This is a genomic window from Thermicanus aegyptius DSM 12793 (assembly GCF_000510645.1).
Classification (GTDB): domain Bacteria; phylum Bacillota; class Bacilli; order Thermicanales; family Thermicanaceae; genus Thermicanus; species Thermicanus aegyptius.
On record NZ_KI783301.1, the window covers coordinates 1,111,856 to 1,127,076 of the forward strand.

Genomic DNA, 15,221 nt, shown 5'->3' on the forward strand with positions numbered 1-15,221 from the left:
CCAATTATCATTTTTGGAGGAATGCTTGATGCCAAAGAAATCATTGACTGAACTGCTTCATGACCTGGAGCAGGAAATGCTGCGACTCGGCTATACCGAAGGCTCCATGAAGTTTTACCGCAGGCGATGGCAGCAGTTGCTGCAATTTGCACAGGAACGAGGTGAAATGTACTATTCCGAACGATTGGGAATTGATTTTGTTGAAAAACACTTTCGCATCTTGGAAAAAGATTTCAATCGCACACTTTCACAGTCGGAAACACAAGAGTTGCGTATTATTCGCATGATTGGGGATTTTCAACTGCACCATACCGTTTTACGCCGGTATTACAAGCACAAGGAAATCCTGACGGATCCGTATTTTATCAAGATCCGCAATCATTTCAAGCAATATTGTGCCGATCAGGACTATTCCAAGGTCACTACCGACCATTACGTCAAACAGTCTGCCCGATTCATGGATTATCTTTCTTCCCATGGCGTTACGGATTGTAAGGAAATTAATCTCACCTTGATTAACGACTACATTAAAACCTTGGCCGGTTACACCTACAAAACGGTGGAACAAAATATTTGTTCTATGCGTGCCTTTTTCCGCTTTCTTCTGGAAACCGGAGAAATACAGACGGATTTTGCTGCAAAGACGCCAATGGTCCAAGCCAGAAAACAGACCCGTATTCCATCCGTATGGACAGCGGATGAATTAAAACAACTGATCACTGCCATTGACAGAGGAAGCCCAAAAGGAAAACGGGATTACGCCATCATCTTGCTGGCATGCTGTCTTGGTCTACGTTGTACAGACATTAAAAATCTGAAAATGGAGCACTTCCGCTGGGAAGAGAAGAAGCTGGTGTTCACTCAATCCAAGACAAGGGAACCCTTGTCTCTTCCACTGACACCGGAGGTAGGTTGGGCCGTGATCGACTATCTCAGGTACGGTCGGCCTAAAATCGACAGTCCCTTTATTTTTGTCAGGCATATGGCACCATTCGGCCCATTTTCAGAAGACGACCATTTAAATCAGTTGATTAAAAGATACATGGAACTGGCACACCTCCCTACCTTGAAAAAACGAAGAGGAATGCATTCCCTTCGGCACACCATGGCCAGTATGCTCCTTGAAAAAGACACGCCGCTTTCCACGATTTCAGATATCCTCGGCCATGTCGATACTGACTCCACAGCCGTCTATCTGAAGGTTGACATGAAAAAGCTAAAGGAATGTTCCCTTGATTTTGAAGAGGTAACTGGCCATGAATGAAATCATTTATGAAGGTCCTTTTAAAGACCATATCCGAAATCACGTAGAACTGAAACGGGCTGTCGGTTATAAATACGATACAGATGCAAGCCACTTGAAACGTTTTGACCGATTTACGTTGGAAAAATATCCTGATGCCACTGCCCTTACGAAGGAGATTGTCTTGGATTGGTGCAGCAAAAAAACGTACGAGGCACAGGCAAACCAATGCTCTCGTGCATCGATCATCCGCCAGTTCGGAAAATATCTGGATTCCATCGGGGTTAAAGCCTATATCCTTCCGAAAGGGTATTATCCTACGGAAGATCCATATATGCCGTATATTTATACCGCCGATGAACTGACAAGGTTCTTTGCTGAAACCGACAAATGCCGATATTGCTGCGAATGTCCATACAGACACCTGATTATGCCCGTTTTCTTCCGCATGATTTATATGTGTGGGCTAAGGGTATCTGAAGCAAGGCTTCTCAAAGTAGCGGATGTTGACCTCGAGAACGGAATCCTCACCATTCATCATTCTAAAAAAGATAACAGCAGGCTGGTACCCATGTCCGTTTCTCTTACGGAACGCTGTCGGCATTATTCGCAAATGGTACATCCTTATTCAAAAGCAGAAGAATATTACTTTCCGGCACTGAATGGTAAACCGATGACGATTCAGAATGTATACAAAAACTTCCGCAGGTTTCTGTGGCGTGCAGGCATTTCACATGGCGGCAGGGGGAAAGGCCCACGGATTCATGACTTTCGCCATACGTATGCGGTTCACTCCCTGAAAAAATGGTCTGAACAGGAAAAAGATTTAACCGTCTATCTTCCGGTGCTTAAAACATACATGGGACACGATTCCTTTGAAGAAACCGCATATTACCTGCGCCTGACTGCGGATGTATTTCCCGACATTACCTTGAAACTGGAAACTCGGTATCCGGGAATGATTCCTGAACTGGAAGGTGCTCTCAATGAAACCGACTGATTTTGCGCAGCACCTTACCGAATTTCTTTCGGTATACCTCCCATCTCAGAAAAATGTTAGCAAGAACACCATCCGTTCCTACCGTGATACGTTTAAACTTTTGATCAAGTATTGTCAGGAAACAAAAAGGATCCCGGCAGAACGGATTACCATGGAGGTACTTTCAAGGGAATTCTTTACTGGCTTTCTGGAATGGCTGGAAAACGATAGAAAGTGCAGCATCTCTACCAGAAACCAGAGACTTGCCGCTATTCATTCCTTTTTTCGGTATGTCCAGGCTGAGGAACCTTCCGGTCTATTCCACTTTCAAAAGGTCATCGCCATCCCTTCAAAAAAAGCAAAGAAAACTGTGGTGGAGCATTTAACTCCGGAGGCGATGAAACTGCTGCTGGAACAGCCCGATAGGAACTGCCTGAAAGGCCGCCGTGACCTGACACTTATGAGCGTATTGTATGATACAGGAGCCAGAGTACAGGAACTCATCGATATAAAGGTAAGAGACGTTATTCTGGAGGCGCCATCCGTCATTGTATTGACTGGAAAAGGAAACAAGACAAGACGTGTTCCCCTCATGAAGAATACCGTGTCTTTATTGGAACGCTACATTTTTGAAAACAAGCTGAATAAACCATGGAAAAGTGAATACCCCTTATTTACAAATAACCAGCATAACAAGCTGACCAAGGAAGGGGTTGCTTATATTATTTCAAAATATGTTGCATCGGCAAGGAAAACTTCAACGCTTGTGCCTCCGAAAGTGAACGTTCATATGTTCAGGCACTCGAAGGCTATGCATTTACTACAGGCAGGTGTAAACCTCATATACATCCGTGATTTCCTTGGTCATGTTGATTTAAAAACGACAGAAATTTACGCCAGAGCAGATACCGAAACGAAAAGGAAAGCGATTGAAAATGCCTATCCTGATCTGATTGACAACAATCTTCCCGACTGGAGTAAGGATCAGGCACTGCTTTCATGGTTGTCCGAACTCAAGTAGGCTAGATATTATGCAAAGTAAATGGAGTGAAAATCCTTTTATTTAGCGTCTTAATCAAGTTTACTTTGCATAATATTTTTCTTTGCATAAGGGTCCCTGATTTCGCCGATACTTGCAAACCTCTACCTGCATTACGCTCTTGATTTATGGTTCGAGATTGCAGTAAAAAGAGCGGGCCGTGGCGACGCAAATATGATCAGATACGCCGATGATTACGTGTGCTGTTTTCAATACAAGGACGATGCAGAGCGATTCTACGAAGCGTTAATTAAGCGACTGGCCAAATTCGACCTGCAAATTGCAGAAGAGAAAACGAAAATCCTGGAATTTGGACGCTTTGCCGCAGAAAACCGGAAGCGAAAAGGACTGGGAAAGCCCAAGACGTTTGATTTCCTAGGGTTTACTCACTACTGCAGCAAAAGCAGCAAGGGTAAATTCAGAGTAAAGAGGAAAACAAGCGGAAAGAAGTTTAAGGCAAAAGTGAAAGCATTCAAAGAATGGCTGAAAGCAGAACGCCATCAAGACGTGAAGGAGATAATGAAAACAATACGGGCCAAGCTGATCGGACATTATCGCTATTATGGGATAACCGACAATAGCCGAGCGCTGTCCGTATACAAATTTCAGATTACCAAAGCGTTGTTTAAATGGCTAAATCGCAGAAGCCAGAGAAGAAGCTTCACGTATGACAAATTCAATCTCTTTCTGAAACGTAACCCTTTACCCGAGCCCAAAATATATGTGAATATCTATGGCTGATCTAGCAACTTTGTAAAGGATGATATGAGGAGCCGTATGCCTTAATTGGGCACGTACGGATCTGTGAGGGGCGTGAGCTGTGAGGCTCACGTCTACTCGACCACCTTGAAAATCTGTACGAACCTTGATAGGACTAGAATTTTCCCTCGAAAAACCGCTTTGCAACGCTTCATTGCTTTCTTGTTGGAGTTCACAACAGCCAAGTTCAAACGAGATCAGTCCGCCGTTTTTTGGCAACTCCAGCAATCGATTTCGAGTTTGCCCAGTTATATCAAGGGTTTGTTCGGAAAATTAAGCTGCGAAATTTGAGTTATAATAAACTCAAACCACCAATTATTAACATAGTTAAATTTGCACGATACAATGTGAATGAACGCATTTTTTCGGTGGAGGAACAGCATTCTGCTACAAAAGACACACTTTGGCGAGATATGGAAGGTGAAGTGTTCAATTTAAAATGAGATCATTCCCCCGCCAGAAACGAAAATGCGAAGGAAAACTCGAAATCTAAACCTGTCCCTTTTTGCGGCAGGTTTTAATTTTTAAGCAGATGAAAAAACATTGGTGCGCTGCTTGACGGCTGCCACGAAAAGTTGTGAGATCATGATTGACAATTAAGGTCTATTGTTTTAGACTTGTAGTGAGGTCTATTGCAATAAACCTAAGGGGGATGTTTGAATGGAAAAATATAAGCTATATGATGCGGAGTATAAGTTCGTCAGCCTTATCTGGGACAACGAGCCGATCAATTCTACCGATCTTGTGAGGTTATGTGCCGATAAATTGGGCTGGAAAAAATCTACCACTTACACCGTATTAAAAAAGCTTTGCGAACGCGGTATCCTGGAAAACAGGGATGCGACCGTCACTGCGCTCGTTAAACGCGAGGATGTACAGAGATATGAAAGCAGAGCCATGCTGGAAAAAGCCTTTGACGGGTCGTTGCCCAAATTCTTGACCGCCTTCCTTAGCGATCGCAAACTTTCCGAACAGGAAGCTGAGGAATTGAAGCGGATTATTGAGGATGCGGTAAAATGAATGGCTTGCAAAATTTATTCACAACGATTTTAAACATGAGCCTCACTGCCTCCTTTGTGACTCTTGGTGTGCTTCTTGTCCGCTTGCTGCTTAGGAAAGCGCCAAAGGTATTTTCATATGCTTTATGGGCTGCCGTATTTTTCCGGCTCCTCTGCCCATTCTCTTTTACTTCGGAGTTGAGCATTTTAACGTTGATGTACAACCCACAATTTGCGGATGTGGCGAAATATGTGCCTCATCCAGTTGACTTCCCGCAAATAGACGCGATCGAGTCAGGGATCGACAGTGCCGACAATGCGGAGACCACCCCTTTGTTCCAAGCTGTCCCGGCCGCAAGTGTTCATCCCATGCAGATATGGATGACCGTTTTGAGCTTCATCTGGATCGCAGGAGTGATTGTGTTCCTTCTTTACAGCATGATATCTTATCTAAAAATCAAGAGAAGGCTTCAAACCGCGACGCTTGTGGAAGGGAATCTCTTTGAAACCGATGCCATCGACACGGCCTTCGTATTCGGCTTTGTCCGCCCGAAAATCTATGTCCCTGTGAATATTGGAAAGACCGATCTTTCTTACATATTGGAGCACGAGCGCACGCATATCCGCAGGCGCGATTATCTCATTAAGCCGCTTGCCTTTCTTGCTCTGATTCTTCACTGGTTTAATCCGTTTGTATGGTTGTCCTTTGTGCTGATGAGTCGGGATATGGAGATGTCCTGCGACGAAAGCGTACTACGTAAACTGGGTGACGGCGCAAAGGGCGGTTACTCCAGCTCTCTGCTATCGCTCTCCATAAAAAGGTCAGGTCTTCTCTCGTCCAATCCGTTGGCCTTTGGTGAGAGCCATGTGAGAGCAAGGATAAAAAATGTCCTCAGTTATAAGAAACCTGCATTTTTGTTGATGATTCTTGCGGTGGCTATCACTACCGTAGTCATTGTTGCGTTTATAGCCAATCCGAAAACGGAGCCTGCCCACACTCCCACAACGGAGACAAATGCGATCGGTGACGGATCAGATCAAAAAAATGAAGAACAGGAAGTCCGTGCTTTGGTAGAAGCCTTCGGGAAGACGCTCCAGAAGGTCTCCCTCACCGCCCCCAAGGATTTGGTAGCAACAAGCATTGAAGAGAATTACAGCCAATATGTGACGCCTGAGTTGCTGCAAAAATGGAAAGATGATCCACAAAGCGCCCCCGGCCGCGAGGTATCCAGTCCATGGCCTGACCGTATCGTTATTTTGAGGGCGGAAATGAGCGATATGAACCAATATACGGTTTACGGAGAAATCATCGAGGTCACAAGCGTTGAGCTGGGCAACGGTGGAGTTGCCGCTAAACGCCCGGTCACTGTTGCAGTCCAGAAGGTAAACGACCGCTGGTTGATCAGCGGCGTGACCATCGGTGGATATGCTAAGCAAAGCCCCGTGGTTTATAAAAATACGCGGTATGGCTTCTACTTCTACCTGCCGGAGAGTTGGAAAGGATATTCTATCGTTGAGGAACAATGGGAGGGTACGAGCAGCGGAGAGAGGATTGAAACCGGCCCACAGCTTTTGATACGGCATCCGGACTGGACTCAGAAGAACCCGCGCCAGGACATCCCCATTATGGTTTTCACGCATGAGCAGTGGAATGATCTTCAAAATGGGGATTTTTCCGTGAGTGCCGCGCCCATCGGTCCGAGCAAACTGGGAAGCAATTCCGTATACGTCTTTGCGCTGCCGCCCCGCTACAATGATGCCTTCCGGACGGGCTTTGAAGAAGTGGAGGAAATTCTGAAGAATCATCCCCTTTGGCCAATGGAGCCCAAATGACGATGATCCAGCTTTCCGGTACAACGATAACAGACGTCAGTCAATCGCAACTGATGGCCATGGCATCGGGATGATTTGGTCCATTCAAGGGAGAAAGGCAGATATGCACAGTATTCCGATGGGAGAGTGGAATATCGATCATTTTAGTTTTTGATCCGAATCATCAGGATTGCATAGAATATTTAGATGAATTTAATGTAGAATTTTACGAATAAAAGTGTATAATCATAATTATGAAGGGAGTTGTGATCCATGCCAAACATTAAACCCATATCCGATTTAAGGAATTACAACGAAGTCCTGCGGGACATTACCATAGGTGAACCGGTCTTTTTAACTAAAAATGGCAGAGGAAAATATGTTATAGTTGATATCCATGAATATGAGAAATTAAAGGCTTCGTTAAAGCTGATGTCACAGCTCGCCCAAGGAGAACTGTCTGGAAAAGAGAAAGGATGGATGACTATAGAGGAAGTGGAAGCAGAACTGGGGATTGATGATGTATAAACTGAAAATTTCGCCAGAAGCTAAAGATGATTTAGCAGAAATTAAGGAGTACATCTCTAAGGAACTTTGCAACCCACAGGCAGCTAAAAATCTTGTGTCTAAAATCACCGAAAAGATTCGTGGGTTGGCGGAACATCCCGGAATGGGCGCGCCGTTATCTTCTATCCTAGATATACAGATAGACTATCGTTTCCTTGTTTGTGACAATTACTTGATATTTTACAGATACGAAGATGGAATTGTATTCGTGTCAAGAATCTTATACGGTAGGCGAGATTATACGCGTATTTTGTTCGGTGAATCCACTGCATCTAACAATTCATCATGAGGTCTTATGTTTTCCTATATAATTGTACGTCATATTTTGAATTTGTAAACACTCATTTGATTTAAGCTATTTCATGGAGTTGGGTTTGGGGGTCACCCAGGCTTTGCGCCATGGATGATTGGGAGCATGCTTTTATAAAATTTCATCAGTCGCAGGGAGGAGTTACTAATGTTTTCGACCAATCGACTTCACATAAAACCCATTGAAGCAATTCATGTAGATTGCCTCTAACAGGTTTATATGTCTAATCCCGATTATGTTAACTTGACAGAGGGTACAAATGATGGAATAGGCACCTATACAAAAGAACAAATGTTGCGGGATTTACATATCGCAGAGTTAACAGGAAGAAAGGTTATAGGGATTTTTAAGAAAGAGGATCAGAACTTGATTGGTTTCCTTGAATATTGGGAAAAAGCCGATGTGGATCAGGTGCCTTGGTTGGGGCTATTGTAAATTGGTGATCGTGGATCATGCATACCGGCTTTTTCTTCTAGGGTTTCTTGCATGGCTTGAGGAGAATGGATGCCCTTTTGTATTTCTGAATACGATGAAACGAAGATGTCGATGAACGTATATAGTTATAATGAAAATATATTCATACAGGATAGAAAGGATGATTCAAATCCTTACCCTCATCCTTTTGCTTCCCGTCGTTATCAGCTACATTGTGATGTTGGCTACTTACCTTTCGCAATCGAATGACAAGCAGGGGATGCTCTTTGCGATTAAATTGCCTGCTCATGCCATGGAACATGCGGAGATTCGGCGGATACGGTCCCGTTTTCACAAGCAGATGATTCAAATCGGCGTAGGGATGGGGCTATTGCTGATCCCCTTTGTGCTGTTGCAGGCATGGTTCGCTTTTCAATTGATCTATTTTTTTGTATGGTTCATTCTCTTTTTTGTCGTCATGGTCATTCCTTTCCGTCGGGCTTTCCGGGAGACCCTTGCTTTGAAACGGGCCAACGGCTGGTATACAGATCAAGATGACGATGAATATTGGGCGAACGGATTCACCTATCATAATCCGAACGATCGGCGTCTTTTTGTGGAAAAGCGCGTGGGCATCGGGCTTACCGTAAATACGGGCACTTTGGGCGGGAAAATCATCATGGGATGCATCCTGGCGCTCTTTGCCGCGGTGGTGCTGGGCGTATCCTTCATGGTGATCGTGTCGGAGTTTACGGCGCCAACATTGACGATTACGCCGGATCGTCACGTTAAAATTGATTATCTGTTTTACCCATATGACTTTGCGGTTGCCGATATAGAGCAATTGGCGCTCGTGGACGAAGTGCCGTCCGGCGTGAAAACTAACGGGGAAGCGACCGACCAATCTGCGCGGGGAGATTTTCGCTTAGATGGACTGGGGAAGTCGAGGCTTTACATTTTCAAGAACAACCCACCCTACATTCAAATCAAGTTGGCAGACGTCTATATTTTTTATAATGAGAAAGACCCGGTTCTGACCCGACGGCTGTTCGAGCAACTGCAGGAACTGAGTGGCGATCATTGATGGAAGTTTGGTGAGGAATCTTCATGTATAAAGTGATGATCGTTGAAGATGATTTGACGATTGCGCGAGCGATCAAAGATCATCTCAGCAAATGGGATTATGACGTGACCTATGTCACCGATTTTAAGAATATTACGGAACAGGTGATTCGCTTTCTTCCCCATCTGGTGCTATTGGATGTGGTGCTTCCGTTTTTTAACGGTTTTTACTGGTGCGGCGAAATCCGCAAGATCTCTAAAGTGCCGATCATCTTCATCTCCTCCGCCGGTGACAATATGAACATCGTGATGGCCATCAATATGGGCGGGGATGATTTTATCGTCAAGCCCTTTGATTTAAATGTACTAACCGCAAAGGTGGGAGCGCTGATGCGGCGGACTTACTCTTTTCAAGGGCAAATCAATGTCATCGAACATCGCGGCATCCTCTTAAACCTAAGCGATGCGACGCTCATCTATCGGGATCAAAAAATCGAGTTGACGAAGAATGAGTTTAAGATTCTGCAACTGATGATGGAGAACATCGGCAAAGTGGTTTCCCGCGAGGAGATCATGCAACGTCTATGGGAGAATGATGCCTTTGTTGACGACAATACCTTGACCGTAAACATCGCCCGCCTGCGGAAAAAGCTGGTGGAATCCGGACTTGACCATTTCATTACAACCAAAAAAGGGCTTGGATATATGGTGGAGTGATATGAAGGAATGGATAAGCATCGTAGGCGCCTATTTGAAAGGGAATAGAATTCATCTCATCGTTATCCTGGCTTCGTACGGCATCTTTCTCTTGGTCTTCTCCCTCTATGCCTTGCCTTTCGAAGCGGTCGGTTATGCCGTCCTCCTCACCACCGTTTTTCACATCATCATCGGGAGTGTTCACTTGGTCTCCTTTTACAGGAAACATATCATCCTTACCAAATTAAGAAACAGCATCGCGATGACCGATGTTCGATTCCCCCTTGCCAGAGACCTGATTGAAAAGGATTATCAAGACTTGGTTCATATTCTGGATCAAAAGTGAACGATCGGCAGAGGAACCAAAGTGAAGATCGGACTTGATCATCCGGATATCCTGGCCGAATAAGGGAAGCTTACCAAAATGTAAGTTTGGGAGAGAAAATGTAAGCCGCGGGAAAAAGGAGTATCTGGATAAAACCCAAGGGTATCATCAACTAAATCGATACCTAAAAACTCATTTCGAAATTACGGAACAAGAGATCGAAAAATTCGCCAGAACCTGTGCAAATCAAGTTTTGATCGGTGATAAGACAGCGGATTTGATCGAAATGATCCAAAAGGAATTTGAAATTTTGTCCATTGATGAATTAAACGAGTTCATGCAAAAGATAACCGCTTTTACGAATGATTTACGCCAATGGATTTTAAAAGGGTATTCTCCCAATGAACTATTCGAGAAGGAAAAGAAGAACCTCAAGCCTTTGCCTAATGTTCCTTTTGCAATTGGTAGAAAAGCAGAAATGATTGATATGAAGTCGAAACAAAAAGTAGGCAGAAATGATCCGTGCCCTTGCGGAAGTGGTCTAAAATTCAAGAAATGTTGTGGAAAGTAACGTGATCGTATATTTAAGCGGAGAATACTTACAAGTACTGCAAAAAGGTAACGACCTCTTTCATTAAAAATGGGGTGATTTTTAATGCGGACCTTTATCGCTGATCAATCAAGTACCGTTCATTTGGAGTATAATCGCCTTGATCAATGATGTTGGAAGCGTAGTTTTCTATTTTTATGTAGAATCAGACGATTGAGGGATGACTGAGCGATAGGAGCTAGATTTGGTATGGCAAAAGAGAGACAGGTAGCAGATGAAGATGAAAAAGTCCTATGGGACATTACCATAGGTGAACAGGTCTTTTTAACAAAAAATGGCAGAGGCAAATATGTTATGGTTGATATCTATGAATATGAGAAATTAAAGGCTTCGTTAAAGCTGATGTCACAGCTCGCCCAAGGAGAACTGTCTGGAAAAGAGAAAGGATGGATGACTATAGAGGAAGTGGAAGCAGAACAGGGGATTGATGATGTATAAACTGAAAATTTCGCCAGAAGCTAAAGATGATTTAACAGAAATTAAGGAGAGCATCTCTAAGAAACTCTGCAACCCACAGGCAGCTAAAAATCTTGTGTCTAAAATCACCAAAAAGATTCGTGGGTTGGCAGAACATCCCGGAATGGTTTTGAATATGTAATTTAGACCGATCCAGCTACAAGTGGGAAAACGAATACGCCAAACGAACGGCGGTAGAGCGCGTAAACAGCCGGCTTGACGTATCCTTTGGATTCGAGCTTTCGCCTCGAGACATGGAAAAAGTGAAGATGAGAACCGGACTTGCACTATGCGCGATGCTGGCAGATTGTCATGTTTTACTCTTAATACCCGGTAGAAATGGGGTTGCGTAGCTTTAAACTTAGGATGCTAAAAGAGAAGAAAAAGCACAAATTAAATAGGTCTAACAAAAGCCTGGACAAAGATAGTGAAACATAACAGAATTTTTCGATTTGCCAATTCTATAATTAATATTAGGCACGAATCTGGAAAATTTTCCGATATAGAGCCTGAAAAACCTAATTTTTGAGGGTAAAAAAACCGAATTATTTCAATACACAGATATGGGAAAACGTGATAATATTAAAGCGTGCAAGATGGCATCTATAAAATTTAAAAGAGGCGAGAGTCATAAAGAGAGTATAGTACTCTATGCGAGGACAGCTCGTTTGTTGATGGAGCAAGTCGTGGAAGATTATTATAGCGAAAGAGTACAAAAGGTTGTGGTTATCCTCGAGTCAAGTTTGATGACATCACGGCAGTACTGGAGCTGCCAGAACGGAACAGGAAACGTTTCCGTACTACGGGCGGTCAGGAGCGCCTTAATGAGGAAATCCGCAGGCGAGATCGGGGGATTCGAATCTACCCGAATCGAGACTCGGCGATACGGCTTCTAGGTGCCTAACTGATGGAGATTGACGAGAAATGGCAATCTGGTCACCGGTACTTTGACATGGAAGACGATTACATCTGGCGGGAGGAGCGTAGGAAGAAGGAGGTAGCGGAGCCACAGCAGAGCGTCCGAAAGGTTGGTTAACATAATGCAATCACAGGGGAGGGGAGAATTTACACCACATTTAGGACTTGACCCAGCTGCCGGCGGTTGATTTTCAAGGGAGAGTTGATAATCTTGGGTCGTAATCGGGAACAAATTGGGAGGTGCGAATGGATGTCACGAATGAAGAAAATGATCTATATTTTTCTCATTGCTATACTCGTTCTCAGCACCGAAGGTGTCGTAGGTAATCGTTCAGCGGATGCTTACCAAGGCAACGGTGAAGGCACATATTCCAAGGATCAAATTTTCCAAGGTATTTTTTTTGGGTACGGCGAATTTGGAAATAAAGTGTTCGAAGACATCTTTCAGAATTTCTCTGATAAACAACGAGAAATATTGAGATCCAAGGAATACAAAAACGCGATAGACAAGATCACGCGGTTGATTACGAAGGAAGATCCTGGTTACTTGGATGAGCTAGCTGCAGCGGTTTATTCAAAGGACCCTTATAAAATCGATCAAGCACTCCAAAAGGGCGGTAAACTTATTTACACAGCGATTCATGATCACGCACAGGAGCTAGACTTAAAGACAGCGGATGGAGTCCAAAACCCCGTGAGGGGTGAAGGCTTGGGTGTTGGGGATTACCGTGGTGTACTACCTGGCAGCGGCAGTTCAAAACACAGCTATTGCCTTGTATGTCGGCGCGTTTGAAGTGTACCTGGCTCTTACCAGTGTTCAATACGTATGGCAAGCAGTATACTGGCCACAATCAGCATCTGTGCATGCAAGCGATTTTGACAAAGAACAACTGGTGGCGGACATCATATCGGCTTCGTAGACAGCCAAGTGGGGATATATAATGGAAGCAAGAAACTAGATAACAAGAAGGGGGGAAGCAGGTTCATATCGATTACCAAAAGTCGTGCAGCATATCAAGATAAGATCCAAGAATTGTATGCGTAGGTCGGTCGCCTGAGCACATATTACGCAGCTAACATTGGAACGTCAACCACAAGGCCGTCCAGCGTCCTATGCGGGAGATGGGGATTGCGGGAATTACTCCAGTACCGGACCTTCGCCGGCTCGCTTAAGCACACCGGGGTAGCCCTTACCTATTGCCCGCCTTGCAGATTGAGAGTCCGAACCGCGTCTGGGATATTGACATCCCATACATTTGCATGGCGCATGGGTGAATGTACCTGGTAGCGATCCTGGACGGGTACTCCCATCATGTGGTCAGCGGGAAGTGTGTCGGGGATTGGCCCCCTTCACCGAAGGGGGCCTCCTCCCTAGAGTGGGTAGCAAAGCCTAAAGGATACCCCTCCATCAGAGTGATCGGGGGATAATCCAGAAATGGAAAACAGGTTCGGTGTACACATCCAAATTCAGGAATTCCAACACACTTTAAAAATGCCAAAAAATTTTCTTGACATTAGGGACCATATCACAGAATAGTCAAATGCGAAATCGTGTGATTGAATGAGTAAAAGAAACAAAATACTGCTTTCCTTCAGAGAGGAGATTTTGATGATCGAACAAAATACTGTTATTTCTGCCATTATAATGACTATCACGGCGGTTCTCCTAGTTCTTCTTGCAGCGCTCTCATTAAAGTTCGGTCCGAACTCTCTTCTAGGCCTCCGCCTTCCTTGGACGGTGCAAAATAAGAAAATCTGGCAGGCCAGTCAGCAAATTTTGTTTATTACTTTCGTACCTATGTCAATCGGTATTATAGTTGTGGCTTGGAGCATAGTTGTGGCTTGGACCATAAAAGATAATCCAGTTTTGATTATACTGCCCATTTTAGCCGGTTTAGTGATGGTAGTTGTCAATACCATCTTTATAAGTATATACACTTATGTATTGAGTAAAAAAGATGAATATAAGGAGTGAAGAGTAAGCTTTTGAATGTACAATATGCGGATTCTCCTCGATGATGGAGAAGTCTACGAAACTCTACAACGGACCCAAGAAAGTGGGCGGCAATAACGGAGATTTTAAAGTAGGATGGAATTAGTCGAATGTGAAATCGTGCGATTGAGTGAGAAAAACGGAGAACATACTACGTTCCTTGAGGGAGGAGGTTTTGATCATCGAACCAAATACTGTTGCGGCTGTCGCCATGACTATCATAGCGGTGCTCCAAGTTCTTCTTGCAGCACTCTCATTAAAAGTTGGTCCGAACTCTCTGCTTGGTCTCCGCCTTCCTTGGACGATGAAAAATATGAAAATCTGGCATGCGAGTCAACAGATTGGGTTTATTACTGCGGTAACTACGTCAATCGGCATTTTAGTTGTGGCTTGGACCATAAAAGATAACCCACTTTTGATTATACTGCTCGGTGTAGGGATGATAGTCGCAAATACCATATTTATAAGTATACAGACCTATGTATTGAGTAAAAAAGATGAATATAAGGAGTGAAGAGTAAGCTTTTGAATGTACAATATGCGGATTCACCTCGATGATGGAGAAGTTCGACGAAACTCGTTTCGAGGGAGTCAGGTTTTTGAGCCTTTTTTGGTGCTGAAAAGGTGAAGACGGATAAGGGGTGAAGAGAAGGGGCCCGAAAACTTTCCTCCAATGGTTTCAGGAAAGCCAGGGGTTTTGAGGGGAGTGGGGAGTGGTTTCGGGCAAATTCGTCGATAGAGTGATCTCGACGACCCATTGTACCACTCCTGCCGTTGCTGGGCTGGCCAAGATGCGGGCCCGCTTCGGTTTTGCTTTGTGCGTGATGCTGGCAATGGCATCGGGGAGGGCGCGGGAGAGACAGCAAGAACGCATGAGGAGCTTGATTCGAAGCGTGTCCGAAGCGGAATGCGATCGAAGGCGGGGCTCCTGGGCCTGATAACCCAGAACCTGCCCGTGGTTCAGCATGGCCTGAACCGTCCAATATGTGGTTGATAAACCATATCATGGAAATGCCGAACCACCAAGCCGATTGGATTCG

General features: G+C 44.4%; 20 protein-coding genes and 2 pseudogenes. 21 read left to right on the forward strand and 1 reads right to left on the reverse strand.

Going from position 1 to position 15,221, the window contains the following annotated elements; translation table 11 throughout:
* The first annotated feature begins 28 nt into the window (after window positions 1–28).
* From THEAE_RS0105970 to THEAE_RS0106065, 21 genes and pseudogenes are all read left to right on the forward strand, one after another.
* The gene (locus tag THEAE_RS0105970; RefSeq protein ID WP_028986831.1) at window positions 29–1,264 is read left to right on the forward strand and encodes a site-specific integrase; all 1,236 of its coding nucleotides are present in this window, start codon (window positions 29–31) and stop codon (window positions 1,262–1,264) included.
* A complete protein-coding gene (locus THEAE_RS0105975) occupies window positions 1,257–2,243 on the forward strand; it encodes a tyrosine-type recombinase/integrase (protein ID WP_028986832.1) in 987 nt (328 codons plus the stop codon). Before THEAE_RS0105970 ends, THEAE_RS0105975 begins: the two co-directional genes overlap by 8 nt.
* Window positions 2,230–3,243 carry a site-specific integrase gene (locus tag THEAE_RS0105980; protein WP_028986833.1) on the forward strand — a complete coding sequence of 338 codons (1,014 nt, stop codon included), beginning with the start codon at window positions 2,230–2,232 and terminating at the stop codon, window positions 3,241–3,243. Before THEAE_RS0105975 ends, THEAE_RS0105980 begins: the two co-directional genes overlap by 14 nt.
* 99 nt (window positions 3,244–3,342) lie before the next feature.
* Window positions 3,343–4,002 (forward strand): reverse transcriptase domain-containing protein, encoded by a 660-nt coding sequence (locus tag THEAE_RS20120; protein WP_342665770.1) that lies wholly within the window; start codon window positions 3,343–3,345, stop codon window positions 4,000–4,002.
* Between the two features lie 678 nt (window positions 4,003–4,680).
* Window positions 4,681–5,040, forward strand: a complete 360-nt coding sequence (locus THEAE_RS0105990) for a BlaI/MecI/CopY family transcriptional regulator (RefSeq protein ID WP_005588504.1) — start codon at window positions 4,681–4,683, stop codon at window positions 5,038–5,040.
* On the forward strand, window positions 5,037–6,851 hold the full coding sequence (locus THEAE_RS23365) for a M56 family metallopeptidase (protein WP_052329794.1): 1,815 nt from the start codon (window positions 5,037–5,039) through the stop codon (window positions 6,849–6,851). The genes THEAE_RS0105990 and THEAE_RS23365 overlap by 4 nt, the downstream gene beginning before the upstream one ends.
* A gap of 252 nt (window positions 6,852–7,103) precedes the next feature.
* Window positions 7,104–7,358 carry a type II toxin-antitoxin system prevent-host-death family antitoxin gene (locus tag THEAE_RS0106000; protein ID WP_028986834.1) on the forward strand — a complete coding sequence of 85 codons (255 nt, stop codon included), beginning with the start codon at window positions 7,104–7,106 and terminating at the stop codon, window positions 7,356–7,358.
* Window positions 7,351–7,686, forward strand: coding sequence for a type II toxin-antitoxin system RelE/ParE family toxin (locus tag THEAE_RS0106005; protein WP_028986835.1), 336 nt, complete (start codon window positions 7,351–7,353; stop codon window positions 7,684–7,686). Before THEAE_RS0106000 ends, THEAE_RS0106005 begins: the two co-directional genes overlap by 8 nt.
* Before the next feature lie 240 nt (window positions 7,687–7,926).
* Window positions 7,927–8,142 carry a hypothetical protein gene (locus THEAE_RS22895; RefSeq protein WP_028986836.1) on the forward strand — a complete coding sequence of 72 codons (216 nt, stop codon included), beginning with the start codon at window positions 7,927–7,929 and terminating at the stop codon, window positions 8,140–8,142.
* Window positions 8,143–8,302: 160 nt separating this feature from the next.
* Window positions 8,303–9,205 (forward strand): DUF5808 domain-containing protein, encoded by a 903-nt coding sequence (locus THEAE_RS0106015; protein WP_028986837.1) that lies wholly within the window; start codon window positions 8,303–8,305, stop codon window positions 9,203–9,205.
* 23 nt (window positions 9,206–9,228) lie between these two features.
* Window positions 9,229–9,900: a response regulator transcription factor gene (locus THEAE_RS0106020; RefSeq protein WP_028986838.1), complete on the forward strand. Its 672-nt coding sequence runs from the start codon at window positions 9,229–9,231 to the stop codon at window positions 9,898–9,900.
* 1 nt (window position 9,901) lies between these two features.
* Window positions 9,902–10,225, forward strand: coding sequence for a hypothetical protein (locus THEAE_RS0106025; protein ID WP_028986839.1), 324 nt, complete (start codon window positions 9,902–9,904; stop codon window positions 10,223–10,225).
* Window positions 10,226–10,259: 34 nt separating this feature from the next.
* Entirely contained in the window at window positions 10,260–10,775 is a 516-nt protein-coding gene (locus THEAE_RS23490; protein WP_028986840.1) for an SEC-C metal-binding domain-containing protein, read from the forward strand.
* Between the two features lie 228 nt (window positions 10,776–11,003).
* Complete coding sequence (locus THEAE_RS0106035) at window positions 11,004–11,252, forward strand: type II toxin-antitoxin system Phd/YefM family antitoxin (RefSeq protein WP_028986841.1); 249 nt, start codon at window positions 11,004–11,006, stop codon at window positions 11,250–11,252.
* Window positions 11,245–11,412, forward strand: coding sequence for a type II toxin-antitoxin system RelE/ParE family toxin (locus THEAE_RS20135; protein ID WP_084213450.1), 168 nt, complete (start codon window positions 11,245–11,247; stop codon window positions 11,410–11,412). Before THEAE_RS0106035 ends, THEAE_RS20135 begins: the two co-directional genes overlap by 8 nt.
* A 514-nt stretch (window positions 11,413–11,926) precedes the next feature.
* Window positions 11,927–12,306 (forward strand): annotated as a pseudogene (locus THEAE_RS23840) (transposase); the annotation flags it as partial.
* A gap of 132 nt (window positions 12,307–12,438) precedes the next feature.
* Entirely contained in the window at window positions 12,439–12,981 is a 543-nt protein-coding gene (locus tag THEAE_RS0106055; protein ID WP_028986843.1) for a sporulation delaying protein family toxin, read from the forward strand.
* 284 nt (window positions 12,982–13,265) lie between these two features.
* Window positions 13,266–13,460 (forward strand): annotated as a pseudogene (locus THEAE_RS23370) (IS3 family transposase); the annotation flags it as partial.
* Window positions 13,461–13,463: 3 nt separating this feature from the next.
* Window positions 13,464–13,616 (forward strand): hypothetical protein, encoded by a 153-nt coding sequence (locus THEAE_RS23375; protein ID WP_156920561.1) that lies wholly within the window; start codon window positions 13,464–13,466, stop codon window positions 13,614–13,616.
* A gap of 181 nt (window positions 13,617–13,797) precedes the next feature.
* Entirely contained in the window at window positions 13,798–14,163 is a 366-nt protein-coding gene (locus THEAE_RS0106060; RefSeq protein WP_028986844.1) for an SdpI family protein, read from the forward strand.
* 193 nt (window positions 14,164–14,356) lie between these two features.
* Complete coding sequence (locus THEAE_RS0106065) at window positions 14,357–14,695, forward strand: SdpI family protein (protein ID WP_028986845.1); 339 nt, start codon at window positions 14,357–14,359, stop codon at window positions 14,693–14,695.
* A gap of 165 nt (window positions 14,696–14,860) precedes the next feature.
* Here the strand turns inward: THEAE_RS0106065 and THEAE_RS0106070 are convergent, their stop codons facing one another.
* Window positions 14,861–15,148 (reverse strand): hypothetical protein, encoded by a 288-nt coding sequence (locus THEAE_RS0106070; protein ID WP_028986846.1) that lies wholly within the window; start codon window positions 15,146–15,148, stop codon window positions 14,861–14,863.
* Between the last annotated feature and the right edge of the window lie 73 nt (window positions 15,149–15,221).

What these genes read in the sequence shown, in the direction of transcription:
- THEAE_RS23365 (WP_052329794.1), top strand. Translation starts at nt 5,037, where the DNA reads ATGAATGGCTTGCAAAATTTATTCACAACGATTTTAAACATGAGCCTC.
- THEAE_RS0106020 (WP_028986838.1), top strand. Translation starts at nt 9,229, where the DNA reads ATGTATAAAGTGATGATCGTTGAAGATGATTTGACGATTGCGCGAGCG.
- THEAE_RS0106055 (WP_028986843.1), top strand. Translation starts at nt 12,439, where the DNA reads ATGTCACGAATGAAGAAAATGATCTATATTTTTCTCATTGCTATACTC.
- THEAE_RS0105990 (WP_005588504.1), top strand. Translation starts at nt 4,681, where the DNA reads ATGGAAAAATATAAGCTATATGATGCGGAGTATAAGTTCGTCAGCCTT.
- THEAE_RS0106035 (WP_028986841.1), top strand. Translation starts at nt 11,004, where the DNA reads ATGGCAAAAGAGAGACAGGTAGCAGATGAAGATGAAAAAGTCCTATGG.
- THEAE_RS22895 (WP_028986836.1), top strand. Translation starts at nt 7,927, where the DNA reads ATGTCTAATCCCGATTATGTTAACTTGACAGAGGGTACAAATGATGGA.
- THEAE_RS0105975 (WP_028986832.1), top strand. Translation starts at nt 1,257, where the DNA reads ATGAATGAAATCATTTATGAAGGTCCTTTTAAAGACCATATCCGAAAT.
- THEAE_RS0106060 (WP_028986844.1), top strand. Translation starts at nt 13,798, where the DNA reads ATGATCGAACAAAATACTGTTATTTCTGCCATTATAATGACTATCACG.
- THEAE_RS0106000 (WP_028986834.1), top strand. Translation starts at nt 7,104, where the DNA reads ATGCCAAACATTAAACCCATATCCGATTTAAGGAATTACAACGAAGTC.
- THEAE_RS0105980 (WP_028986833.1), top strand. Translation starts at nt 2,230, where the DNA reads ATGAAACCGACTGATTTTGCGCAGCACCTTACCGAATTTCTTTCGGTA.
- THEAE_RS0106070 (WP_028986846.1), bottom strand. Translation starts at nt 15,148, where the DNA reads ATGCTGAACCACGGGCAGGTTCTGGGTTATCAGGCCCAGGAGCCCCGC.
- THEAE_RS0106005 (WP_028986835.1), top strand. Translation starts at nt 7,351, where the DNA reads ATGTATAAACTGAAAATTTCGCCAGAAGCTAAAGATGATTTAGCAGAA.
- THEAE_RS23375 (WP_156920561.1), top strand. Translation starts at nt 13,464, where the DNA reads ATGTACCTGGTAGCGATCCTGGACGGGTACTCCCATCATGTGGTCAGC.
- THEAE_RS0106015 (WP_028986837.1), top strand. Translation starts at nt 8,303, where the DNA reads ATGATTCAAATCCTTACCCTCATCCTTTTGCTTCCCGTCGTTATCAGC.
- THEAE_RS20135 (WP_084213450.1), top strand. Translation starts at nt 11,245, where the DNA reads ATGTATAAACTGAAAATTTCGCCAGAAGCTAAAGATGATTTAACAGAA.
- THEAE_RS0106025 (WP_028986839.1), top strand. Translation starts at nt 9,902, where the DNA reads ATGAAGGAATGGATAAGCATCGTAGGCGCCTATTTGAAAGGGAATAGA.
- THEAE_RS0105970 (WP_028986831.1), top strand. Translation starts at nt 29, where the DNA reads ATGCCAAAGAAATCATTGACTGAACTGCTTCATGACCTGGAGCAGGAA.